We start from the raw sequence: 21,672 nt of genomic DNA, 5'->3' as shown, positions 1-21,672 counted from the left end.
CGGTAGCAGGCGGCAGGCGGGCGCGTCTATCCTTACGCTTGGGCAACATCCGAATCGCGCCGCACCCCAATCGGCGTCGGCGCCGCGTTGCGCGCGACCTCCGCCAGCAGCCAGTCGCGAAACTGCCGGATCTTCGCCACGTTCCGCCGCCGTTCGGGATAGACCAGCCAGCACCAGCTTCCGCGTTCGGACACCTGATCGAACGGGCGCACCAGCCGCCCTTGTGCGACATCATGATGCCACAGAAACGCAGTCAGTAGCGCAACCCCCTGGCCAGCCATTGCGGCATGTCCCTCATTCGCCTCGGTATCGAGCCGTATCCCGGCGTGCGGCACCTGCGCCGGGGCGGGCACCCGGGCCTGATCGAACCAGATTTTCCAGCGCCGTTTCTGCCGATCGATCAGCGGCAAATCGACCAGCGCGTGCGGCGTCAACGGGCCGTGTTGCGCCAGGAAATCCGGGCTGCACATCGGGGTGAAATCCATTGGGAACAGCCGGTGCGCGACGAGATCGGGCCAGCCGCCGACACCGGAGCGAATCGCGACATCGACATCCTCCGAGGCGAACGACACCACCGCGTCCGACGTCGTCAGCCGCACCGCCATCGCTGGATGCTCCATCTGAAACCCGCCCAGCCGCCACGCCAGCCAAGCATTGGCGACGCTATTGAAGGTGGAGATCGTCAGCACCGCAGCATCATCGGCGCGCACCGATCCGAAGGCGGCATCGATCGCGTCGAACGCGCGGGTGATATGGGGCGCGGCGCGGCCGCCCGCTTCGGTGAGCACGATGCCCCGCCCTGACCGCATGAACAACGGCGCGCCGAGTCGCTCCTCCAGCAGCTTCATCTGATAGCTGACCGCCGCCTGCGTCATGCCGAGTTCCTCGGCGGCGCGCGTGAAATTACCGTGCCGCGCAGCGGCCTCGAACACGCGAACGGCGGCAAGGGGCGGAAGGTTGCGCACGCGCTCTTATAAGTCCGGCTTGTATATTATGGGAAACGATTTGTTGGCGTAACGACTTTGCCGGGTGCAGTGGTGCCGCAGCGCCAAATATTCCTCGATTGCAAGGATATGCCCCATGTCGAAGTTGCTCTTCACCTTGGCCGTGCTGTCGGTGTCCGCGCCGTTGGCCGCGTCCGAGCGCGATATTCCGCACCCCGCCCGCATCCCTTACGCCGATCTCGATCTGACCCGCGACGCGGGTAAGGCCGAGCTGGACCGCCGCATCAAGGCCACGTTGAACGCCCTGTGCGCAGAGGATCAGCAACTCGGCCTGTCCAAGCGGCTGCAGGAAATCCGCTGCCTCCGCGCCGCGACCGCGCAAGTGGCGGCAAAGCGCGCACAGCTGCTCGCTAACGCCGCGGCCCGATCGGCTTCCCAAGATACAGCCCTCATCACGCCACCTCGCCGACCGATAAGCAGCGCTGATTGATCGAAAAGCTTAGCTTGTCATTGCAGTTCGGTATTTGGGCCAGCCGCGTCGATCGACTATGCAAGCGCCATGCTTCATCTCATCCCGCTCCGGCTTGTGTCGATCGCACTGCTGGCCTTGTCTATCGGCATGACTTCGCTCCCGGCCGCCACACCGCCCAGCTTCACGCCGCTGAAGTGGCCGGATCTGACCAAGCGCCCGCAGCCCAAGCCGGACGCCACCATCTCTTATGGCGAGGACGCGCTGCAAAAGGCCGATGTCTGGCTACCGATCGGCCTCGGCCAGCATCCCGTCGTGCTGATGGTTCACGGCGGATGCTGGACGACCAGCATCGCCGATCGCAGCCTGATGAACTGGATCGCCGATGATCTGCGCAAGAGCGGGATCGCTGTGTGGAACATCGAGTATCGCGGGGTCGATCGGCCCGGCGGCGGTTATCCCGGTACGTTCCGCGACGCAGCTGCGGCGGCGGATGCGCTGCTCAAACACGCGACGGAATTTCGCCTCGACACGAAGCGCATCGTAGCGGTCGGCCATTCCGCGGGCGGACACCTCGCTTTGTGGCTGGCCGCTCGTCCCCGGATCGCGCGCGGCAGCCCGCTCTATACGGCCAATCCGCTCAAGATCGCGCGCGCGATCAGCCTCGGCGGCCTGCCCGATCTTGAGGCAGCCGCCGCCAGCCCCGACAATGGCTGCGGCACCGATGTGGTCGCGCAGCTTGTCGGCAAGCCCGGCAGCCGCATCGATGTCTATGGCGATACCTCGGTAACACGCCTGCTGCCGCTCGGCGTCCGACAGGATCTGGTCAACGGGCGTGAGGACAAGATCATCCCCTTGCGCCTCGGCACCGGCTATGAAGCGCAAGCCCGCGCCAAGGGCGACCGCGTCGCGCTGCACATCGTCGATCGAACCGGCCATGTCGAACTGATCGCACCGGAAAGCGCCGCCTGGGCGCAGGCGAAACACATCATCCAGACCGCGTTGGCTGGACGATGACCCGCGACGAAGCCCGCGCCCGCGACGCCGCCGATCCACTCCGTCCCTATCGCGACCGCTTTGCGCTGCCGGAGGGCGTGATCTATCTCGACGGCAACTCGCTCGGGCCCCTGCCGCGCGCCACCGCCAACGCGCTTGCCGACATGGCGCAACGGCAATGGGGCGATCGGCTGATCCGGAGCTGGAACGAAGGCTGGATCGACGCGCCACAGCGCATCGGCGGCAAGATCGCTTCCCTCATCGGTGCGCACCCTGACGAAGTGATCGTCGCCGATTCGACCTCGGTCAACCTGTTCAAACTGCTGGTCGGCGCCCTACGCCATGATCCCAAACGCCGCACGATCGTCAGCGAGACGGGCAATTTCCCGACCGATCTGCACATCGCCGAAGGCGCGGTCGACTGCGTTCCCGGTGCGCGATTGAACGCTGTGGCGCGTGACAACCTTGCCGAAGCTATCGACCACGACACGGCGGTCACGCTGCTGACTCACGTCCATTACAAGACCGGCGAACGCTACGACATGACGCGTTGGACAGCCCTCGCGCATGACGCCGGGGCGCTGGCACTGTGGGATCTGAGTCACAGCGTCGGGGCGATCGAGGTCGATCTCAACGGTGCCGGGGCCGATCTCGCGGTTGGTTGCGGCTACAAATATCTGAATGGCGGCCCCGGCGCGCCCGCCTTCCTGTTCGTGTCGCGCGCGCTTCAGGACGGGCTCGCCAGCCCGCTCTCCGGCTGGATGGGCCACGCCGCGCCTTTCGAATTTGCCGATGCCTATACCCCCGCCCCCGGCATGACCCGCTGGCTCGCCGGAACGCCGCCGATGCTGGCGATGGCCGGACTCGAGGCCGGGGTCGATCTGTGGCTCGACATCGATCGCGCCCAGGTCGCAGCGAAGAGCACCGCCTTATTCGACATGCTCGCCGCAATCGGCGCGGAACTGGGCCTCGAATGCGTTTCCCCCGCCATTCCGGACGAGCGCGGAAGCCATATCTCCTTCCGCCACCCGGAGGCTTACGCGCTGTGCCAGGCACTGATCGCGCGCGGCGTCATCGGCGATTTCCGCGACCCTGACATCGTCCGCTTCGGCCTGACGCCGCTGTATCTCGGTTACGAGGATGTCTGGCGCGCGGGCGAAATCCTGGGGGAGGTCCTCGCGACGAAGGCTTATGCCGACCCGGAGTTTTCCAAGCGCAACGCGGTAACCTGACCGGCCACCACCCAAGCTGATTGCACCCCCCTCCCGCTTTCGATATAGCCGAAGCCCTAGCGCCCCGGCCCGCGTCTCACCCGCGTTGCCGGGGCCACTCTTTTTCCAAGGGTAGCTGCACACATGGCACGTCGCCGCCAGATTTACGAAGGCAAGGCCAAGATCCTCTATGAGGGTCCGGAGCCCGGCACGCTGATCCAGTATTTCAAGGACGACGCGACCGCCTTCAACGCCCAGAAAAAGGGCACGATCAGCGGCAAGGGCGTGCTCAACAACCGGATTTCCGAGCACATCTTCACGCTGCTCGGGACGATCGGCGTGCCGACGCACTTCATCCGCCGCCTCAACATGCGCGAGCAGTTGATCCGCCAGGTCGAGATCATCCCGATCGAAGTCGTCGTCCGCAACGTCGCCGCCGGCTCGATTTCGACGCAACTCGGGATCGAGGAAGGCACGCAACTTCCCCGCACGATCATCGAATATTATTATAAGGATGACGCGCTCGGCGATCCGATGATCACCGACGAACATATCGCGGCGTTCGGCTGGGCGGGCCAAGAGGAGATGCACGACATCGCTGACCTCGCCATTCGTGTGAATGATTTCCTGTGCGGCCTGTTCGCCGGGATCGGCATTCGCCTGATCGACTTCAAGCTCGAATTCGGGCGCGTGTGGGACAATGATTATCCGCGCATCATCCTGGCCGACGAGATCAGCCCGGACGGGTGCCGCCTGTGGGACATCCAGACCAACGAGAAGCTCGACAAGGATCGCTTCCGCCGCGACATGGGCGGCGAGGTCGAGGCCTATCAGGAGGTCGCGCGACGGCTGGGCTTGCTGCCGGAGGGTGCTGACGGCGCGGTGCTCGATCTCGAAAAGCACCGGTTGAGCAAGGGCAAGTAAGGTCTCGCCCGGCATTGCTGACGTGAGGCTTGCGAGCGGCGGCGCACAAGGCCATAGGCTGCGCAAATCGCCAGCAAGCAGGATACGCCCATGAAGCTCCGCATTTTCGTCACGCTGAAACCCGGCGTGCTCGATCCGCAGGGCCGCGCGATCCACAAGGCGCTGGGCGGCCTCGGCTTTGCCGGCGTCAACGACGTGCGCGCGGGCAAATTGTTCGAACTTGACGTCGCCGATGACCTCGCCGACGACCAGATCGACGAGATGTGCCGCAAGCTGCTCGCCAACACCGTGATCGAAAACTACCGGGTCGAACGGGCATGAAGACGGCCGTCATCGTCTTCCCCGGCTCCAATTGCGACCGCGACATTGCCACCGCGCTGCGCGACGTGAGCGGCACCGCGCCGACGATGGTATGGCATGCCGACACCGATCTTCCCGACGGAATCGGGCTGATCGCTCTGCCCGGCGGCTTTTCGTACGGCGATTATCTGCGCTCCGGCGCGATCGGGGCGCGATCGCCGATCATGCGCGCAGTGACGGCGGCGGCTGAGCGCGGCGTGCCGGTGCTCGGCATCTGCAACGGGTTTCAGGTGTTGACCGAGGCCGGGCTGCTGCCGGGAGCGCTCATGCGCAATGCCGGCCTGGACTTCGTATGTCGCGAAGTGCCGCTGACGGTCGAGAATGCGCATAGCACCTTCACCAGCCGCTATGGCGCCGGGGAACGGATCGTCATCCCGGTCGCGCATCATGACGGCAATTACAATGCCGATGCAGAAACTCTCGACCGGCTGGAAGGCGACGGCCGCGTCGCGTTCCGCTACGCCGATGCGGTCAACGGCAGCGCCCGCAACATCGCAGGCATCCTCAACGCGGGCGGCAATGTGCTCGGCATGATGCCCCACCCCGAACGCCGGATTGAGGCGGCGCATGGCGGCACGGACGGGCGTCGTCTGTTCGAGGGAATGTTCGAGCTTGCCGGCGTCTAGACCCGCGCCTTGAACGGCGAAAAATCCGTCCCCCGGTCGTAAACGTCTACGCCCTCGCGCCGCTTCAGGAAATTGACGACGGCATAGGTCACGGGGGTCAGCAGCACCTCCCACGACACCTTAAGCACGAACTGACTGAGCATCACCCGGCCGATCTGCGACGCGGGCCAATCAGTCATGCCGTAGAAGGCCAGCGGGTAGAAAATCAGGCTGTCGAACCCTTGCGCCACCGCCGTGCTGCCGATGGTGCGGGTCCACAGCATCCGTCCCTGGGTCAGAATCTTCAGCTTGGCGAGCACGAAACTGTTGGCGAATTCCCCGACCCAGAAGGCAGTCAGCGAGGCGAGGATGATGCGCAGACCAGTCGCCGCCTCGGGGCTAACGAAAATCGATTTGCCGAAAACATATTCGTAGGACGATTGACCGGTCCAACCCGATGCAGGGGGCAGCGCGACGACCACCTGCTCCATCACCGCCATGAAGATCAGCGCGGCGAACCCCGCCCACACGCAGCGCCGGGCGCGGGCATAGCCATACACTTCGGTCAGGATGTCGCCGATCAGATAGCTGAGCGGAAAGAACAGGATCCCCGCCCCGAACGGCCACGGCCCGATAAAGGGCAGATCGACCACCGCAGGCTTCCCCGCCCCGATCACGTTGGACAGCAACAGGATGACGACGAACGCCACCATAACGAAATCGAAATAGCGGAATTCGCGGCCCGCCGTTTCGCGTGCGTCGATCGTCTGTAAACCGTCCATGCTGCCCCTATGTCGCTGCCCCGACAACGTTATGAAGCCGGTTTCGCCGCGCCGCAATCCGGGCTAAGGGCGGTGTCGGTGCGCGCCCGTAGCTCAGTTGGATAGAGCAAGGAGCTTCTACCTCCTCGGTCGGGGGTTCGACTCCCTCCGGGCGCGCCAATCTCCGCTTACTCGACCGTCACGCCCTTCCAGAACGCGAAGCGGCCCCTGATCTCCGCTGCCTTGGGCTTGGGATCGGGATAGTACCAGGCGGCGTCCGGGTTCCGCTTGCCGTCGACGACGATCGTCTTGTAGCTCGCCTCGCCTTTCCACGGGCAATGTGAATGCGTTGCGCTGGCCTCGAAATGCTCGGCGACGATGCTGTCGGCAGGAAAATAGTGATTGCCCTCCACGACCACCGTGTCGTCCGATTGGGCAAGGACTGCTCCGTTCCAGCGTGCGGTCGGCATAATCGTGTCTCCTAGCGGTTGAAGGCCGCGAGATAGGTATCCGGCTTGAACCCCGCCAGCAGCACGTCGCCCGATTCCACCACCGGGCGTTTTATGGTCGACGGGTTGGCGAGCATGATCGCGATCGCCTTCTCGGCATTCAGATCGGCCTTGTCGGCATCGGGCAGCGTGCGGAACGTCGTGCCGGCGCGGTTGAGCACGACCTCCCACCCCCGCCGATCAACCCAGCGGCGCAGCGCGGCCTCATCGACCCCGGCTTTCTTGTAATCATGGAAGGCGTAGTCGATCCCCTGCGCGGCAAACCAGGTCCGCGCCTTCTTTACCGTGTCGCAATTGGGAATGCCGTAGAGCGTAACCGTCATTCGAACCTCATCAATCAGTGCAGTAAGATCAGGCGTACTTGTCCGCGCGACGACGGCCAACCATCAAACCCCGCTCCAACCGCGCGCACAGCGCCGCGTAATAGTCGCTCAAGAATTCGCGATCGTCGGGATCGTCCGGCAGCCCGGCCTTGCGCCGGATCGTCGCCGCCACGGTGGCGATCGCGTCATCGCGACCGCTGCGCAACACCTCTTCGAGCGTTTGCAGCTCATAGACGCCGTACAGGCTGAGCGCGGCTTCGCTGAACACGCGACGCTCGCGCGTAACGGGGGTGACCAGATCCGATCCGAGCGCGCCGCGCCGCGTCCGCACCACCCAAGTGCCCGCCAGCAGATCGCCGATGCGCAGCCGATCGCGGTTGAACAGCGGGAAGAACAGGAAAATCCCGCTCCAGCACAAGGCGAAGATCGTGAGGAAACTGTCGGCCAGCCCCTCAGCCGATTGCGCTGCGAGGAAACTGAGCGGCAGGAAAACCTCGATCTCGCGCATCGCATTGCGGGTGATCACCGCCCCGCCGGTCAGCCGTGCGCCGTCGCGCGCCACGACGCGCAGGCCCATGATGCGCTTCCCCGGCGTGGCCCCGCGTCCGCCCATTTCGAACAGCACGAACCAGCCGTTGCGCAACACGAAGAAGCCGATCAGCCACAGGATCGCCAGCGCCTCGGCACTGCTCGCCACGAACAGGAAGGCGATTGCGATCGTGGCGATAATCAGCACCGTCACCATGATGAAGGCGTCGATCGCAAAGGCCCCGACACGCTCGCCCGCGCCGCCGAGCTCGATCTGCAGATCGACTCCCTCGGGCGTGACAAAGGTGCGGCGCAGCGCCAGCGGGCCCTTAGGCCGCTTATTCTCGCGATTACGCCGGAACCACGCCATGACGGCTCCTCGGCACGTAGAAATAGAGCAGCCAGGCGAGCAGCATCGTCAGCCCGATGCCGTAGCGGCTGAGATCGTCGAGTACGATCTGCCGACCAACGCCCTCCAGCATCCCCGCGACCATCAGCATGACGACGGCGCCGCCCATCGCGGTGGCCGCCGTCCGCCCGGCCTGAACCGCCGAATCGCTGCGCGACTGCCGCCCGGGAAAGGCGATGGCGGTGCCGATGCGGAAGCCCGCCGCGCCCGCGATGATGATCGCGAACAGCTCGGTCGTGCCGTGGATCATGATCCAGCCGGTGAAGTTGAACCCCAGCCCCTTGGGTACGAACACCGCCATGAAAGCGCCCAGCATCAGCCCGTTATAAACGATCAGCAACGCCGTCGGCACGGCGAAGGCGAAGCCCAGCGCGAAGGCGAAGATCGCGATCTGCGCATTATGCGTGAAGAGATAGGCCGCGAAGGTCGCCAGCCCATCCTTGTGCGTCCCATAGATCGTTGCGCGTAGCGTTTCGACCGAGGCGGACGGATCGCGCCCCTGCGCCAGCCCGTCGCCAACGATGCCGAAGAACCAGGCCGGATCGCTCCGCACCAGCATATAGCCGACGATCACCGCCGCGACCGTCAGCAGGAACGAAACCAGCGTCTCGCGCCACAGCGCCTGCATTGCTGCTGGCCAGCTCCGCGCAAAAAAGCCCCATAATTGGCCGAGCGCCGAAGTGGGCACGCCGTAGATCTGAAAATAAGCGCGGGTGCAAAGCTGTTCGAGATACAGGATCAACGATCGGTCGAGCGACGTCTCCCGCGCAACCGACAGCGACGATAGCGCCGATCGGTAGAGCAGCGGCAGGGCCAGCAGATCCTCGTCGTCCAGCGCGCGGATCGATCGCTTTTCGATTCGGCTGACCAGCCGTTCGAGCCGCTCCCACTCGGCCGAATGTGCTGACCGGAATCGGCTCGCATTGACCAGCATCGGCTGCGGCGGGGAAAGGGCGGCATTCGCGCTCACAGCAAATTCCTCCGCTTCAAATCGACATAGCCCTGCACCAGCCGCTCGCCGACGCGGTCATGTTCGCTTTCGATCACGTGTACGCCAAGATGCTGGAGCCGCGTCAGCACCAGCTTGCGATCGCGCAGCAGCGCGGCCGCAGTGACCGCGCGCGTCACATCCTCGAGCGTCTCGGGCACACGATCGGCGATCTGTTCGACCTCTTCGTCGCGCAGCACCACGACAAGCAGCAAATGCGTGTTCACGATCCGTGCGGCGGCGCGCACCATGAAATCGGCCGAGGTCAGATCGGTGAATTCGGTGAAAAGCACGATCATCGAGCGCCGCGTCAGCCGCGTCGCCAGCGACGTCAGCGCGAAGGTGTAATTGGTCTCCTCACCGCTATAATCGATCTGTGCGGCGAGACGCTGGAGGCTGGCGAAAGCCGGTACCCCTGACACCAGGCCGCTGGCGATGCGCGGGCGCGAATCGAACGCGTGGAGCGCCACCCGGTCGCCGAGCTTGAGCGCGATCCATGCCGTCAGCAGCATCGCGGAGACGGCGCGATCGACGCGCGGCAAACCCGCGACCGGCTCCGACATTTGCCGCCCGGCATCGACCGCGAAGACGATCTGGTTGTTGCGCTCGGTGCGGAATTCCTTGGCGTGCAGCTTGCTGTGCCGCGCCGATTGTTTCCAATCGAGCGCGCGGCGGTCCATCCCTGAGCGAAACTCGACCAGCGCATCGAAATCGGTGCCATCGCCGCGGTCGATCTGCGTCAACAGCCCTTGCAGTGCATGCCGCTGGAAGATTTGGGCGCCGCGTTCGTGGACCATGCGGATGTCGGGCAGGATCGGCAGCGCAGCGTCGGTCGCGATCGTGCGCTGATGCCACGCCAGCCCGAGGCTCCCGCGCCAGCGCAGCCACAATGTCTCGATCCGCGCCGTCCCGCGCCTGAGCGTCGTCACCGGCAGCAACACCGCTCCGCGCCCGCCCGACAGCGATACCCAGGCGCGACCGTCATTCTCGACCTCAAGCAGCGGGCTCGCGCCGATCGCCACTTCCGCGCTGGCCGGCGGCCGCGCGCCATCGATCACGACGCTCAAAGTGGCGTCGATCGTCGCGCCCACCGGAGCCGTCGGCGGCAGCGCGAGCCTGACATTGCCCCGCCCCACCCCGCTCAGCGCATCGAAGAGCGTCAGCGCCAGCACCGCGACCGGCCAGGCGAGACCGACATACCAGCGATCGGGCAGCGCCACGCCGACCAACAGGGCAAAAGGCGCCCCCGCGGCCGCGGCCAGCACTGCCGTTCGGGTGGGGTAGATCATGCCCGCAACCGCCTCCCCGGCGAAGGCCGGGGCCCAGTTGCGAGGCAGGTATTGTCGAAAGCTGCGCTATCCAAAAAAAGACAGCGCAACTGGACCCCGGCCTTCGCCGGGGAAGCGCGTAAGCTGGAAGGAGAAACGGAAAAACCGATCACCGCGGCGCTTCGATCGTTTCGATAATGCTCGTCACCACATCCTCGATCGCGCGACCGTCGATCTCGGCGGCGGGTGACAGGATCAGGCGATGGCGCAGGAGTGCGGGTGCCAGCGCTTTTACATCGTCGGGAATGACGAAATCGCGCCCGTCGAGCGCCGCCCGCGCCCGCGCTGCACCCGCCAGCATCGCGCCCGCACGCGGGCTGGCACCGCTTTCCAGATCGGCGACGTCGCGCGTGCCGCGGATCAGCGCAGCGATATAATCGATCACTTCATCGACCAGCCGCACCTGCGCGACGGTGGCAATCGCCTCGCCGATGACGGCGGCATTGGCGATCGTTTCGACTCCCCAATCCTCTGGCACCATCGCATTGCCGTGCGCCCCATGCGCGGCGATGATGCGGCGCTCCTCCGCCGCACTCGGATAATCGACCGTCTGCTTGAACAGGAAGCGGTCGAGCTGTGCCTCGGGCAGCGGATAGACGCCTTGCTGCTCGATCGGGTTCTGCGTCGCCACCACCATGAAGCGATCGCCCAGCGCCAGGCTTTCGCCGTCGATCGTCACGGTCCGCTCCTGCATCGCCTCAAGCAGCGCGGCTTGCGTCTTGGGGGGCGTGCGGTTGATTTCGTCGGCGAGCAGCAGATCGGTGAAGATTGGCCCGCGCGTCAGCGTGAAGGTGCTGGTCTGGAAGTTGAACAGGTTCGCGCCGATAATGTCGCCCGGCATTAGATCTGGGGTGAACTGGATGCGCCCGAAATCGAGCCCTATCACGCGCGCGAAACTCCGCGCGAGCAGCGTCTTGGCGGTGCCCGGCGGGCCTTCGAGCAGCACGTGGCCGCCCGCGAACAAGGCGACCAGCAGAATGTCGACCGTTGCCTCTTGCCCGACCACCGCCTTGCCAATTTCGCCACGAATATCCTCGGCGAGCGCCTTGACGTCTTCTACGGTCACCGTGACTTCTCCCATAACCAAGTGTGCAGCGCTTGCGCCGCTTGCAGCATTGCGCGCGGATCGGTGGCGGCCCGCGCCTGTTCGGCCAGTTCGGTAAAGCGCGCGCGGCCGCCAAGCGCATCAAGATAGCGATCGAGCCCCTGATCGCGCAGCCGCGCCGGCACCCCGAACACGCCTTTCGCCCGCTCGCGGACCAGATCGGCATAGCGCGGCCCCAGCGCGCGATGTCGCCCGGCCTTGCGCACCAGCGCCGCGGTATTGTCGATCAATGCGGTCTTGCCGAACGCGATCGCCCGCGCGCGCTGTCGCGTCGCGCCAAAACGCGCGGTCGCTTGCACGCCCGCCAGCAGCACCGCGATCGCCAAGGCCAGCGTCATCGCCAGGAACGGGGGTTGGAACGCCAGCTTCAGCGGGCTCGGTGCGTGTCCAAAGCCGTTCAGCGTCACGTCGAAATAGACCGACTTCGCCCCGGCCGAATTGAGAAAATCGAGCAGTTCGAGCGCCGCGCGCGCTTGGTCGGCATCGCGCATCCCGATGTTTGACAGAAGGTCCGGGTCTGCCAGCACGAAGAATGGGTGCGGTCCGATCTGACCCAGCACGATATGCCCCTGATCGTCCGTGATGATCGGCTGCAGCTTCGCCCCGCTGATCGTCTGCACCGGCTTTGGCCCGCGAAACCGCACTGTGGCTGGCATCCACGACAAGGACACCAACGGCCGCCCCCCGCTCGAAAAACGCCGGGTCTTGAGCTTATATGCCGGCGCCAGCACCTGATCGGCCTCGAACGCGCTCCTCATATCGACGAAGCGCGCCCACCCGGCATGGGTGGGATCGGGGACCGTCTGCCATTTCGGCAGGATCACCAAAGTCGGCTTGCCCTGCCGCGCCTGCAGCACCTTGGTCATGTCGGTCGCGCCCGCCTCAGGCGTCAGCACGACGAGATCCTCCGTGTCGAGCAAGCGCGGATTGCGCACGATTTGCGGATTGCGGCCGGTTGCCGCGGCCAGTCGCACGATCCCGCTATAGCCGACTGCGGCATTCGACAGCGCATGTGCGCCGCCATTGCGACCGGACCGCAGATCGGGCGCATAGGCCCCGAGCACGAGCATGGCGGCGAACGTGGCGATGCCGACCGCGATCAGAATCGCGACCGTGCGGGTCGTAAAAGCGCCCTCCCCCTTCGCCCCCGATGATGCCCCGATCGCGAGATCGCTCATGCGCGCCACGTACCCGGCAGCGCGAAATCGCTATACGCCGCCCGCGCACCAGCCCAATCCTGCGCATCGACCGGACGACCGCCGAACAGGCTGCGCTCGACCAGCCGCGCGATCCCGGCGAACAGGTCGCGCGCGGACGGCGGCAGGGCTTCGGAGGCGCTCAGTTCCCGACTGGTCAGCGCCGGGCGCACCAGCCGCGGGCGACGGCGCGCAATGTCGTCGATCGATCGGAACAGCAGATGATGCACCGCCTCGGCATAGCGGCCCGCCGCAGCCATCGCGTCGGCCTCGCGCAGCCATTCGCGTGCCGGCGCATCTTCGGGCGTCCACGCCTCCTCTTCCGCCGGAACGGCAACCGCCGCTCGGCGCAGACGCGTCGGCAGCCGCCATTCGCCATGCCGGACCCGCTGATACACCCCCCACAGGATCAGCGCGACGACGATCGCGATCAGACCCCACAGGAAGATGCGCGCGAACGGCCAGTCCGGCATAAAGCCGTCGATCCATCGAAAAAACCGGCCGACGGGGCGCAGCGCTTGGCGGAGCCACCGCCCCAATTGCAGCAACCATTCGGGCGTCGGCGGCCGGGGCGGCGCGCGTTGCAGCGTGAACTGCACGGTCGGATCGGCCTTGAGCGCGGCATGGGCGGCGGTGAACCGGTCAGTGGCAGTCGCCACCTGCTGCGCTGTCCCCCGCTCACGTGAATATCCCCTGCAGCATGTGGCGCTAGCAAACTGAGATTAAAGCAAGTCAGGGGTGACGCAATCGCCAAAATGCGCTGGACAGCCCGGCGCTGCCCAACCACACTCCGCATCCGAAAGACCGGGGGGCGATCATGGCAAGCAGTGCAGAAGTGGCGGATAGCCACATGTCGATTGGACGCGTATTCGGTCGGGCGTTTGGAACGATCGGCGCGCATCCGGCGCTGATGTTCGGCATTTCCTTCCTGTTTGGTGCCTTGCCTGGCCTGCTGCTCAATTTCGGCCTGCAAGGTGTGCGCCCCTCCACCGAAGCGCCGTTCAGCGCCGCCACCGTGCTGTTCTCCGTGGTCGCCGGTCTGCTGTCGATCGCCTTTTCGATCCTGGCGCAAGGCGCGCTGGTGCGCGTGACCGTGGCGCATAGCGATGGCGCGCCGGTCGCTTTCGCCGATGCGGCACTGGCCGGGCTGCGCAAGATCGTGCCGCTGTTCGTCCTCGTCATCCTGATGGGGCTCGCGATTGGTTTTGCCACGCTGTTGCTGATCGTGCCGGGCATCATCCTCTACGTGATGTGGTCGGTTGCGGCCCCGGTATTGGTGGCGGAGGATAGCGGAATCTTCGCTGCGATGGGTCGCAGTTCACAGCTGACCAAGGGCGCGCGCTGGAACATCTTCGGCTTGCAGCTGATCCTGCTGCTGGCGCTGTACGCGATCATCGCGGTTGCGGGGATCGTCGCGATCTTTGCAGCGGGCGGCATTCAGAACCTCGCCGCGGCGCAGCAGACGGCGGGTCCGTCGCTTCTTCCGACGTTATTGTCGGCGGTGTTCAACACGCTGTCGATCGCCATCGCCGCTGCGATCCAGACGTCGTTGTACGTGGAACTGCGCGATTGGAAGGACGGCCCCGCCACCGCTACGCTGGATCAGATTTTCGGCTGAACCGTTTCGCCTTCATGCCGGGTTCAGCGCTCATCCGCGAAAGCGCGCGCCCATCCCTCTTGGTGCCGGTTGTTCCAATCCGGCCCTAAATCGGTCTAAAGGCCCCGCATGATTCGTCTCGCCACCGCCGCGCGCGGTTCTCTCTCCCGCCTTTGGCTGCTTCCGCTCCCGCTCCTGGCAGTGGCGGCGGGGCAGTCGTCGGACGGTGTGCTTCACGTCGCGGTCGACAATGTGCGGGATCGTACCGGACGCGTGCACGTCGACATCTGCACGCAACAGCAATTCCTGAAGGATTGCCCTATTGCCGCCGATGCCCCGGCGCGGGTCGGCCAGTCGATCGTGACGCTGACCGGCCTGAAGCCCGGCCGCTATGCCGCGCAGGTGTTTTACGACCAGAACGGCAATGGCAAGGTCGATCGCGCGCTGTTCGGCGTGCCCAAGGAAGGCGTCGGCTTCTCCAATGATGCCAAGATCCGCCTCGGCCCGCCGAAGTGGGAAGAAGCGTTCTTCGATTACGACGGGCGTGAGCGCACGATCCGCCTGCGACTGCGCTACTTTATGGGGCCGGACGCGCCGACGGCGACCACGGCCAAGTGATCGCCCGGTTGCTTCAACACTTCGTCGCGCTGGGCGTGCGACGGCCCATCGCGGTGCTGGCTGCGTGCCTGGCGCTGACAGCGGGCGCGACTTTGTTTGCCGCCAGCCATTTCGCGATGACCACCGATACCGCCGCCCTGATCTCTCCGGAAATCGAGTGGCGCAAGAATGAGAAAGCGGTCGAGACCGCCTTCCCGCAATTGCGCGACGTGCTGCTGGTGGTGGTCGATGGCAAGACGGCCGAACTGGCCGAGGCGGCGACCGCCAAGCTCTCCGCTGCCCTCGCCGCCGACACCACGCATTTCCGCAGCGTGCAGCGGCCAGATGGCGGCGCGTTCTTCGATCGCGAAGGGCTGCTTTTCGGGTCGCCCGCCGAGGTCCGCGCTTCGACCAAGGCGCTGATCGACGCGCAACCGCTCCTCGGCCCCCTCGCCAGCGACCCGTCGCTGCGCGGCGTCGCCAATGCGATGTCGACGATGCTGACCGGGGTCGAACGTGGCGACATTCCGCTGTCGCGGATCGAACGCCCGATGCGCACGATGGCCGATGCGCTCGATGCCTCGGCACAGGGCAAACCGGCCTATTTCTCGTGGCAGGAACTGTTCGCCGAACCCGGTGCCGGCGCCCCTGCCCCGCGCCGCCGCCTGATCCTAGCGCAACCCAAGCTTGACTATGGCGCGCTGCAGCCGGGCGAGGATGCGGTCGCCGCGATCACCGCGCAGGCGAGGACGCTCGGCCTCGACGCGGCGCATGGCATCACCGTGCGCACCACCGGCGAAGTGCCGCTCGCCGACGAGGAATTCGCCACGCTGGAGGAGAATATCGGTTTCGTCGGGCTGGTGATGGCGGCGGCGATGCTGGTCACGTTGTGGTTCGCCACACGTTCGGCAAAGATTGTCGCGGCGATCGTGGTGACGATCGTGGCGGGTCTCGTCGTGACGACCGCGCTTGGGCTGGCGGCGGTCGGCGCGCTCAACCTCATATCGGTTGCCTTCATCCCGCTGTTCGTCGGGCTGGGCGTCGATTTCGGCATTCAAATCGCGGTGCGGTTTAACGCAGAACGGCTTGACGGCGCGGCCACCGGAGAAGCGCTGGAACGCGCGGCCGTGGCGCTTGGCGCGCCGCTCGCGCTTGCAGCGGGAGCGGTATTCCTCGGTTTTGGGGCATTCCTGCCGACCGATTATATCGGGATCGCGGAACTCGGCATTATCGCCGGGCTCGGCATGATCGTCGCGCTGGTGGCGAGCGTCACCGTCCTCCCGGCGATGCTCATGCTCCTCAAACCCGGAACGCCGCGCCGCGAAGTTGGCTTCCGCGAAGCCGCCCCCCTTGATCGCTGGCTCGGCACGCACCGCAAGGCGGTGCTGTGGGCGTTCGGCCTGTCGATGGCAGGCAGCATCGCCCTGCTCCCGCTCGTCCAGTTCGATTTCAACCCACTGCATCTGCGCGCCAAGGACGGCCCGGCGATGCGCACGTTGATGGACCTGATGCGCGATCCGCTGCGCACGCCCAACACGATCAACGTGCTGACCGCCAATCCGCAAGCCGCGCGCGCCCTCACCGCGAAGCTCTCGGCGCTCCCCGAGGTGGCGGAGGCCGTGTCGGTCGACAGCTTCGTCCCGGCAGATCAGGACGCCAAACTGGCGGTTGTGCAGGACGCCGCACTACTGCTCGATGCGACGATCAACCCGTTCGACCTCACCCCGCCGCCGAGCGACGCGGAGGATACGACAGCGCTCGCCGGCGTCGCGCAACAACTGCGCACCGTCGCCGGAAAAAGCGCTGATCCGGCCGCCGCCACCGCGCTACGCCTCGCCACCGCTTTCGATCGCCTTGCAAAAGGGAGCGCGACCGCGCGCGAACGCGCGAGCGCCTTGCTCGTAACCCCGCTCGGCACGATGCTCGATCAAATCCGCGCGGCGTTGCAGGCCGAAGCCGTAACGCGCGAAACGCTCCCGCCCGAAATCGCCGGAAACTGGGTCGCCAAGGACGGCCGCGCGCTGGTGCAGGTCTTCCCCAAGGGTGACAGCAACGACAATGCAGTCCTGCGCCGCTTTACCAAAGCGGTCCGCGCGGTCGCGCCCAATGCGAGTGGCCTGCCCGTAGCGACGCAGGAAGCCGCCGGGACCGTGGCCTGGGCGTTCGTTCAGGCCGGTATCATCGCGCTCGCGCTCGTCAGCGGCCTGCTCTTCCTCGTCCTGCGCGACGTGAAGGAGGTCGCCTTCACGCTCGCCCCCGTCGTTCTGTCGGGCTTCCTGACGCTGGGGAGTTGCGTCCTCATCGGCCAGCCGATCAACTTCGCCAACATCATCGCCTTCCCCTTGCTGTTCGGCGTGGGCGTCGCGTTCCACATCTATTTCGTGATGGCGTGGCGCGCCGGGGCAACCGACTTGCTGCAATCGAGCCTGGCGCGCGCCGTGCTGTTCAGCGCGCTGGCGACCGGCAGCGCGTTCGGCAGCCTGTGGCTGTCGCAGCATCCCGGTACTGCGAGCATGGGCAAGATCCTGATGATCTCGCTCGCCTGGACGCTGGTATGCGCGCTGATCTTCGAACCAGCCCTGCTCGGCCCGCCGCGCGAGCAAAAGGACGCGTAACCCGTACCCGGTCAAGCGGTTGACCTAACCCTCCGCCTTCGGTGGTGCCTTGCGCCCTCCCCGTTCGGGCTGAGCTTGTCGAAGCCCTGTCTTTCTCTTTCACCAACGAAAGAAGTGCAGCCCTTCGACAAGCTCAGGGCGAACGGGATTAAGGCCCGCGGTGACATGCGTTTACGGGAGGGGCGTTGCAGGCGCGGGCGTCGACGAAGGCGCGGCGGGCGGTGCAGGTTCCGCCGACGGCCCGGACTCGACCGGCGGTGCCGGATCGACCGGAAAATCATCCACCGGAGTAGGTGCCGCCTTCGCGGGGCCAGCCGCCGGATCGGTCAACGGATCGTCGAGCGGATCAGTCGCCTTGGGCGTTTCGCTGTGCCGGGCCTCGGCAATCGTCGCCGCGCGGTCCTGGAGATACGCCGAGCGCAGCGTCGCATAAGGATCGATTGCGCTGCCCAAAAGCGCCTTCAAGGCGTCATCCAATTCGGCGCGCAAGTCGATGCCGGTCAGCACCGCCTGCGACACGCGATACTCCGCGCGGCCAAAGGGCGTGTCGATCGTATAGGGTAGCACCTGCCCCTGCACGAAGCCTGCGCTGAAATCGCGCAGCGTGCTCGGCCCGACCAGCGGCAGGAAGATATACGGCCCCGGCCCTACGCCGTAGCGCCCCAGCGTATCGCCAAAGCTGTTGTCGTGGTGCGGCAGCCCGAAATCGCGAGTCTTGGCGACATCGAGCACGCCGCCAATCCCTACGGTCGAGTTGATCAGAAACCGCCCGAACGTCTTCACCGCGCGCTTGGGCTTCAACTGCAGCACGTCGTTGGCAAACACCAACGGTTCGCCGATATTCGAGAAGATGTGCCGGATGCCCTTGCGCACCACCTTCGGCACGATCTTCTTATACGCCATCGATACCGGTCGAAAAAGGATCCGGTCGAGCACCTGATGCACCGAGAACATCGCCCGATTGAAGCCTTCGAGCGAGTCGCCCTTGGCGTGGCGGCGCTTGGGCTTGGCGGCCGGCGGAGCGACGGACGCTTGCTCGGCTGCGGCCGTAGCAAGCGGTGCCGGGGTCGGCGCAGCGACAGGGGCAACTTCCTGCGCCGCCGCCGGAACGCCCGCCAGCGAGATCGCGAGCGCCAGCGCGACCCCGCCCCCCGGATCCGCACCGCGCTTACTTCCCGCTTTTGGCGGCGAGCGCGTCGAGGTGGCTGATCAGCGCCTTTGCGCCGCCCTTGGCAAAGATGCTTTCGAAATCGGCGCGGCGAGTCGCCAGCTGGCTGATCGCATTACGGTAATAGACATCGACGATCCGCCACTTGCCGCCGCTCTGGCGCAGACGATAGCCGATCGACACGCTCTCGCTTTTCGGCGTGTTGAGCGTCGTCCGCACGAGCTTGTCGGCCCCACGCGCCTCGACCTTCGGGTCGATCGTGAAACTCTGGCCCGAATAGCTGCTGAAATTCGCGGCATATTGCGCGACCGTCAGCCGCCGCATCCCCGCCACCAGCGCCGCTTGGTCGGCGGGCGCGACCTTGAGCCAATCGGGCCCGACCGACAACCGCGTGATGAGGCCGATGTCAAACGTCTGATCCACCACCGGACCGATCTTGGCGGCGCGACCCGCCGCGCCGAGCGCGCTGCCGCCCTTCATGATCGACAGCAGTCCGTCGTCGAGCGCCTGAACCGGGGCCGCCGCCGGATCCGACTGGGCGAGTGCAGGCGCGGCAGCGGCAAGCGCGACCAGGCCGAATGCAGCACGCAGGGGAACACCGTTCAAAAAACTCATCGCAAGCTCCTTTGAGACTGTGGCCGTCCGCCCTTGCGCTCGCGGGGCGGTATCACCACCAAGGGGTTAGCACAAACCGCTGTCGCGCTGATGAACCGCAAAGGTAGCGGTTTGAGAGCACAGGCGACGGATGCGGGCGCGCAGGAGACGGGATTTCCGACTTTCTTTATGTTGCAATGCGGCTAAAATGATCGTCGGGAGGCAAGGTTGCATGGGCATGATTGCGCCGCAATCCGGTGCGATTGCACCCGCGACATTCGAGCGGACGGAAGGGACTTTGCTTGCAGGTAATTCTGGCTAACCCGCGCGGTTTCTGCGCCGGGGTCGTGCGTGCGATCGAGATCGTCGAGCGCGCGATCGATCGCTATGGCGCGCCGGTCTATGTTCGGCACGAAATCGTCCATAACCGCCACGTCGTCGATACGCTGCGCGCGAAGGGTGCGGTTTTCGTCGAGGAATTGTCGGATGTACCCGATGGCGCGATGACGGTGTTCAGCGCGCACGGCGTCGCCCGCACGGTCGAGGAAGAGGCCAAGGCGCGCAACCTCCCCGTCTTCGACGCGACTTGCCCGCTGGTCACCAAGGTGCACCTGCAGGGTCGGCGCTATGCCAAGGCCGGACGCACGCTCGTGATGATCGGCCATGAAGGCCATGCCGAAGTCGTCGGCACGCGCGGTCAGGTCGATGCCCCGGTGCTGCTGGTATCGAGCGAGGCCGATGTCGCTGCGCTCGACCTGCCCGACGACGCACCTGTGGCGTACATCACCCAGACCACGCTGAGCGTTGACGACACCAAGAACATCATCGCCGCGCTGGCCAAGCGCTTCGTGAATCTGATCGGCCCCGACGTGTCGGAGATTTGCTACGCGACGCAGAACCGCCAGACGGCGGTGCGCGACCTGTGCAAGGTGGCCGATCTGCTGCTGGTGGTCGGCTCTGAAAACAGCTCGAACTCGAGCCGTCTGCGCGATCTTGGCGTGGATGAGGGCCTGCCGAGCTATCTCGTCAACGACGGCAGCGCGATCGATCCCGCCTGGTTCGAGGGGATCGAGCGCGTCGGCCTGACCGCAGGCGCCTCCGCCCCCGACGAACTGGTCGACAGCGTGATCGACGCGCTGCGCAAACTCGGCCCGGTCGAGGTGACGCAGCTCTCCGGCGTCGAGGAATCGCTCGAATTCGGCCTGCCGCGCGAATTGCGCGGTCCCCCGGTGAACGCTGCCTCTACCAAATTCGCCACGATCGGCGCATAGGAGCCCGTATGTCGCTTCCCCTCGCTCCGCTCGTGCGCATTGGCGCCTACACGCTCAAGAATCAGATCAAGGGCGGCAAATATCCGCTCGTGCTGATGCTGGAGCCGCTGCTGCGCTGCAATCTGGCGTGCCCCGGGTGCGGCAAGATCGATTATCCCGACGCGATCCTCAACCAGCGCTTGAGCTATGAGCAGTGCATGGAAGCGATCGACGAATGCGGCGCGCCCGCCGTGTCGATCGCGGGTGGCGAGCCTTTGCTCCACCGCGACATGCCGCGCATCGTCGAGGGGTATCTGGCCAAGAAGAAGTTCGTGATCTTCTGCACCAACGCCTTGTTGTTGAAGAAGAAAATCGACGACTACAAGCCCTCGCCCTTCTTCACCTGGTCGATCCATCTCGATGGCGACAAGGGGATGCACGATCACGCGGTCGATCTCGACGGCACCTATGAGGTCGCGATCGAGGCAATCGAACTGGCGCAGTCGAAGGGCTTCCGCGTGCAGGTCAATTGCACCGTGTTCGACGGCGCGTCGCCCGACCGTCTCGCTGCCTTCTTCGACGAAATGGAAAAGCGCGGCGTCGAGATCACGATCTCGCCCGGCTATTCCTACGAACGCGCCGCCGATCAGGAGCATTTCCTGACGCGCGAGCGGACCAAGAACTTCTTCCGCGACGTGTTCCGCAAGGGCGACGGCGCACGCGCCTGGACCTTCACCAACTCGCCGCTGTTCCTGGATTTCCTGGCCGGCAACCAGACCTATGAATGCACGCCCTGGTCGATGCCGCTGCGCACCGTCTTCGGCTGGCAGAAGCCGTGCTATCTGGTCGGCGAAGGCTATGTCGACACGTTCGCCGAGCTGATGGAGGGGACCGATTGGGACCAGTACGGCGTCGGCAAATATGAGAAATGCTCGAACTGCATGGTACATTGCGGCTTCGAAGGCACTGCGGCCGCCGATGCGGTGCGCAACCCGCTCAAGATGTTCACCGTCGGCCGCCGCGGTGTGCGCACCGAAGGCCCGATGGCACCCGACATCGACCTGAGCCACGCCCGCAAGGCGGAGGACGTGCACTCGACGCATGTCGAACGCGAACTGGCGAAGATCAAGGCGGCGGATCCGGAAGGTTACAAGCCGACCCAACGCGCGGCGTGAGGAGCTTGGCGAGGCGCATA

Annotated in this window: 23 protein-coding genes and 1 tRNA gene; 12 read left to right on the top strand and 12 right to left on the bottom strand. The window is 65.6% G+C overall.

The features are described 5' to 3' along the window. Window positions 1-32 precede the first annotated feature (32 nt). Window positions 33-965 (bottom strand): transcriptional regulator GcvA, encoded by a 933-nt coding sequence (gene gcvA, locus AB5I39_RS14275; protein ID WP_404368187.1) that lies wholly within the window; start codon window positions 963-965, stop codon window positions 33-35. Window positions 966-1,080: 115 nt separating this feature from the next. Here gcvA and AB5I39_RS14270 point away from each other — a divergent pair, with 115 nt between their 5' ends. The 6 genes from AB5I39_RS14270 (at window position 1,081) to purQ (ending at window position 5,530) form a co-directional block, all read left to right on the top strand. After that, window positions 1,081-1,434 carry a UrcA family protein gene (locus AB5I39_RS14270; RefSeq protein ID WP_404368184.1) on the top strand — a complete coding sequence of 118 codons (354 nt, stop codon included), beginning with the start codon at window positions 1,081-1,083 and terminating at the stop codon, window positions 1,432-1,434. Between the two features lie 129 nt (window positions 1,435-1,563). Beyond that, complete coding sequence (locus AB5I39_RS14265) at window positions 1,564-2,430, top strand: alpha/beta hydrolase (RefSeq protein ID WP_404368182.1); 867 nt, start codon at window positions 1,564-1,566, stop codon at window positions 2,428-2,430. Continuing rightward, window positions 2,427-3,641 carry a kynureninase gene (gene kynU, locus AB5I39_RS14260; protein WP_404368179.1) on the top strand — a complete coding sequence of 405 codons (1,215 nt, stop codon included), beginning with the start codon at window positions 2,427-2,429 and terminating at the stop codon, window positions 3,639-3,641. The genes AB5I39_RS14265 and kynU overlap by 4 nt, the downstream gene beginning before the upstream one ends. Window positions 3,642-3,764: 123 nt before the next feature. Further along, window positions 3,765-4,544 (top strand): phosphoribosylaminoimidazolesuccinocarboxamide synthase, encoded by a 780-nt coding sequence (gene purC / locus AB5I39_RS14255; RefSeq protein WP_404368176.1) that lies wholly within the window; start codon window positions 3,765-3,767, stop codon window positions 4,542-4,544. Between the two features lie 90 nt (window positions 4,545-4,634). Next, the gene (gene purS / locus AB5I39_RS14250; protein WP_404368173.1) at window positions 4,635-4,865 is read left to right on the top strand and encodes a phosphoribosylformylglycinamidine synthase subunit PurS; all 231 of its coding nucleotides are present in this window, start codon (window positions 4,635-4,637) and stop codon (window positions 4,863-4,865) included. Further along, entirely contained in the window at window positions 4,862-5,530 is a 669-nt protein-coding gene (gene purQ, locus AB5I39_RS14245) for a phosphoribosylformylglycinamidine synthase subunit PurQ (protein WP_404368170.1), read from the top strand. The genes purS and purQ overlap by 4 nt, the downstream gene beginning before the upstream one ends. Here purQ and AB5I39_RS14240 read toward each other — a convergent pair. Continuing rightward, window positions 5,527-6,291: a queuosine precursor transporter gene (locus AB5I39_RS14240; RefSeq protein ID WP_404368167.1), complete on the bottom strand. Its 765-nt coding sequence runs from the start codon at window positions 6,289-6,291 to the stop codon at window positions 5,527-5,529. The genes purQ and AB5I39_RS14240 overlap by 4 nt on opposite strands. An 82-nt stretch (window positions 6,292-6,373) precedes the next feature. On the opposite strand from AB5I39_RS14240, the gene AB5I39_RS14235 reads away from it, so the two are divergent. Further along, window positions 6,374-6,450 (top strand) — tRNA-Arg (locus AB5I39_RS14235). Between the two features lie 8 nt (window positions 6,451-6,458). On the opposite strand, the gene AB5I39_RS14230 is transcribed toward AB5I39_RS14235, so the two are convergent. The 8 genes from AB5I39_RS14230 to AB5I39_RS14195 form a co-directional block, all read right to left on the bottom strand. Further along, on the bottom strand, window positions 6,459-6,740 hold the full coding sequence (locus AB5I39_RS14230; protein ID WP_404368164.1) for a DUF427 domain-containing protein: 282 nt from the start codon (window positions 6,738-6,740) through the stop codon (window positions 6,459-6,461). An 11-nt stretch (window positions 6,741-6,751) separates the two neighbouring features. Beyond that, complete coding sequence (locus tag AB5I39_RS14225) at window positions 6,752-7,102, bottom strand: arsenate reductase (RefSeq protein WP_404368161.1); 351 nt, start codon at window positions 7,100-7,102, stop codon at window positions 6,752-6,754. 28 nt (window positions 7,103-7,130) lie between these two features. Beyond that, the gene (locus AB5I39_RS14220) at window positions 7,131-8,000 is read right to left on the bottom strand and encodes an RDD family protein (protein ID WP_404368158.1); all 870 of its coding nucleotides are present in this window, start codon (window positions 7,998-8,000) and stop codon (window positions 7,131-7,133) included. Next, the gene (locus AB5I39_RS14215) at window positions 7,981-8,973 is read right to left on the bottom strand and encodes a stage II sporulation protein M (protein ID WP_404374171.1); all 993 of its coding nucleotides are present in this window, start codon (window positions 8,971-8,973) and stop codon (window positions 7,981-7,983) included. Before AB5I39_RS14215 ends, AB5I39_RS14220 begins: the two co-directional genes overlap by 20 nt. A 32-nt stretch (window positions 8,974-9,005) precedes the next feature. Continuing rightward, window positions 9,006-10,316 (bottom strand): DUF58 domain-containing protein, encoded by a 1,311-nt coding sequence (locus tag AB5I39_RS14210; RefSeq protein WP_404368156.1) that lies wholly within the window; start codon window positions 10,314-10,316, stop codon window positions 9,006-9,008. 148 nt (window positions 10,317-10,464) lie between these two features. After that, window positions 10,465-11,421 (bottom strand): AAA family ATPase, encoded by a 957-nt coding sequence (locus AB5I39_RS14205; RefSeq protein WP_404368153.1) that lies wholly within the window; start codon window positions 11,419-11,421, stop codon window positions 10,465-10,467. Then, on the bottom strand, window positions 11,418-12,638 hold the full coding sequence (locus AB5I39_RS14200; protein ID WP_404368150.1) for a DUF4350 domain-containing protein: 1,221 nt from the start codon (window positions 12,636-12,638) through the stop codon (window positions 11,418-11,420). The genes AB5I39_RS14205 and AB5I39_RS14200 overlap by 4 nt, the downstream gene beginning before the upstream one ends. After that, complete coding sequence (locus tag AB5I39_RS14195) at window positions 12,635-13,315, bottom strand: DUF4129 domain-containing protein (protein ID WP_404368147.1); 681 nt, start codon at window positions 13,313-13,315, stop codon at window positions 12,635-12,637. Before AB5I39_RS14195 ends, AB5I39_RS14200 begins: the two co-directional genes overlap by 4 nt. A 158-nt stretch (window positions 13,316-13,473) precedes the next feature. Here AB5I39_RS14195 and AB5I39_RS14190 point away from each other — a divergent pair, with 158 nt between their 5' ends. From AB5I39_RS14190 to AB5I39_RS14180, 3 genes are all read left to right on the top strand, one after another. Beyond that, complete coding sequence (locus tag AB5I39_RS14190) at window positions 13,474-14,274, top strand: hypothetical protein (RefSeq protein ID WP_404368145.1); 801 nt, start codon at window positions 13,474-13,476, stop codon at window positions 14,272-14,274. Between the two features lie 108 nt (window positions 14,275-14,382). Continuing rightward, the gene (locus tag AB5I39_RS14185) at window positions 14,383-14,871 is read left to right on the top strand and encodes a DUF2141 domain-containing protein (RefSeq protein WP_404368142.1); all 489 of its coding nucleotides are present in this window, start codon (window positions 14,383-14,385) and stop codon (window positions 14,869-14,871) included. Next, window positions 14,868-17,465 carry an MMPL family transporter gene (locus AB5I39_RS14180; protein WP_404368139.1) on the top strand — a complete coding sequence of 866 codons (2,598 nt, stop codon included), beginning with the start codon at window positions 14,868-14,870 and terminating at the stop codon, window positions 17,463-17,465. Before AB5I39_RS14185 ends, AB5I39_RS14180 begins: the two co-directional genes overlap by 4 nt. A gap of 171 nt (window positions 17,466-17,636) precedes the next feature. Here AB5I39_RS14180 and AB5I39_RS14175 read toward each other — a convergent pair whose 3' ends face one another. Both AB5I39_RS14175 and AB5I39_RS14170 read right to left on the bottom strand, forming a co-directional pair. Beyond that, complete coding sequence (locus tag AB5I39_RS14175) at window positions 17,637-18,584, bottom strand: VacJ family lipoprotein (protein ID WP_404374169.1); 948 nt, start codon at window positions 18,582-18,584, stop codon at window positions 17,637-17,639. 49 nt (window positions 18,585-18,633) lie between these two features. Next, a complete protein-coding gene (locus tag AB5I39_RS14170; protein WP_404368137.1) occupies window positions 18,634-19,248 on the bottom strand; it encodes an ABC transporter substrate-binding protein in 615 nt (204 codons plus the stop codon). Window positions 19,249-19,529: 281 nt separating this feature from the next. Between AB5I39_RS14170 and ispH the strand changes: the two genes are divergently transcribed. After that, window positions 19,530-20,498: a 4-hydroxy-3-methylbut-2-enyl diphosphate reductase gene (ispH, locus tag AB5I39_RS14165; RefSeq protein WP_404368133.1), complete on the top strand. Its 969-nt coding sequence runs from the start codon at window positions 19,530-19,532 to the stop codon at window positions 20,496-20,498. Window positions 20,499-20,506: 8 nt separating this feature from the next. Next, complete coding sequence (hpnH, locus tag AB5I39_RS14160; protein ID WP_404368130.1) at window positions 20,507-21,652, top strand: adenosyl-hopene transferase HpnH; 1,146 nt, start codon at window positions 20,507-20,509, stop codon at window positions 21,650-21,652. The last annotated feature ends 20 nt before the right edge of the window (window positions 21,653-21,672 follow it).

The sequence above is a fragment of the Sphingomonas sp. MMS24-J45 genome, assembly GCF_044881195.1.
Lineage (GTDB): Bacteria > Pseudomonadota > Alphaproteobacteria > Sphingomonadales > Sphingomonadaceae > Sphingomonas.
Note: the sequence above shows the minus strand (reverse complement) of the source record. Positions and strands in the feature narration are given on the sequence as shown.

Bases quoted from the DNA above. Each gene is read 5' to 3' on its own strand.
- AB5I39_RS14270 (WP_404368184.1), top strand. From the start codon at position 1,081: ATGTCGAAGTTGCTCTTCACCTTGGCCGTGCTGTCGGTGTCCGCGCCG.
- AB5I39_RS14265 (WP_404368182.1), top strand. From the start codon at position 1,564: ATGACTTCGCTCCCGGCCGCCACACCGCCCAGCTTCACGCCGCTGAAG.
- kynU (WP_404368179.1), top strand. From the start codon at position 2,427: ATGACCCGCGACGAAGCCCGCGCCCGCGACGCCGCCGATCCACTCCGT.
- purC (WP_404368176.1), top strand. From the start codon at position 3,765: ATGGCACGTCGCCGCCAGATTTACGAAGGCAAGGCCAAGATCCTCTAT.
- purS (WP_404368173.1), top strand. From the start codon at position 4,635: ATGAAGCTCCGCATTTTCGTCACGCTGAAACCCGGCGTGCTCGATCCG.
- purQ (WP_404368170.1), top strand. From the start codon at position 4,862: ATGAAGACGGCCGTCATCGTCTTCCCCGGCTCCAATTGCGACCGCGAC.
- AB5I39_RS14240 (WP_404368167.1), bottom strand. From the start codon at position 6,291: ATGGACGGTTTACAGACGATCGACGCACGCGAAACGGCGGGCCGCGAA.
- AB5I39_RS14230 (WP_404368164.1), bottom strand. From the start codon at position 6,740: ATGCCGACCGCACGCTGGAACGGAGCAGTCCTTGCCCAATCGGACGAC.
- AB5I39_RS14225 (WP_404368161.1), bottom strand. From the start codon at position 7,102: ATGACGGTTACGCTCTACGGCATTCCCAATTGCGACACGGTAAAGAAG.
- AB5I39_RS14220 (WP_404368158.1), bottom strand. From the start codon at position 8,000: ATGGCGTGGTTCCGGCGTAATCGCGAGAATAAGCGGCCTAAGGGCCCG.
- AB5I39_RS14215 (WP_404374171.1), bottom strand. From the start codon at position 8,973: ATGCTGGTCAATGCGAGCCGATTCCGGTCAGCACATTCGGCCGAGTGG.
- AB5I39_RS14210 (WP_404368156.1), bottom strand. From the start codon at position 10,316: ATGATCTACCCCACCCGAACGGCAGTGCTGGCCGCGGCCGCGGGGGCG.
- AB5I39_RS14200 (WP_404368150.1), bottom strand. From the start codon at position 12,638: ATGAGCGATCTCGCGATCGGGGCATCATCGGGGGCGAAGGGGGAGGGC.
- AB5I39_RS14190 (WP_404368145.1), top strand. From the start codon at position 13,474: ATGGCAAGCAGTGCAGAAGTGGCGGATAGCCACATGTCGATTGGACGC.
- AB5I39_RS14185 (WP_404368142.1), top strand. From the start codon at position 14,383: ATGATTCGTCTCGCCACCGCCGCGCGCGGTTCTCTCTCCCGCCTTTGG.
- AB5I39_RS14170 (WP_404368137.1), bottom strand. From the start codon at position 19,248: ATGAGTTTTTTGAACGGTGTTCCCCTGCGTGCTGCATTCGGCCTGGTC.
- hpnH (WP_404368130.1), top strand. From the start codon at position 20,507: ATGTCGCTTCCCCTCGCTCCGCTCGTGCGCATTGGCGCCTACACGCTC.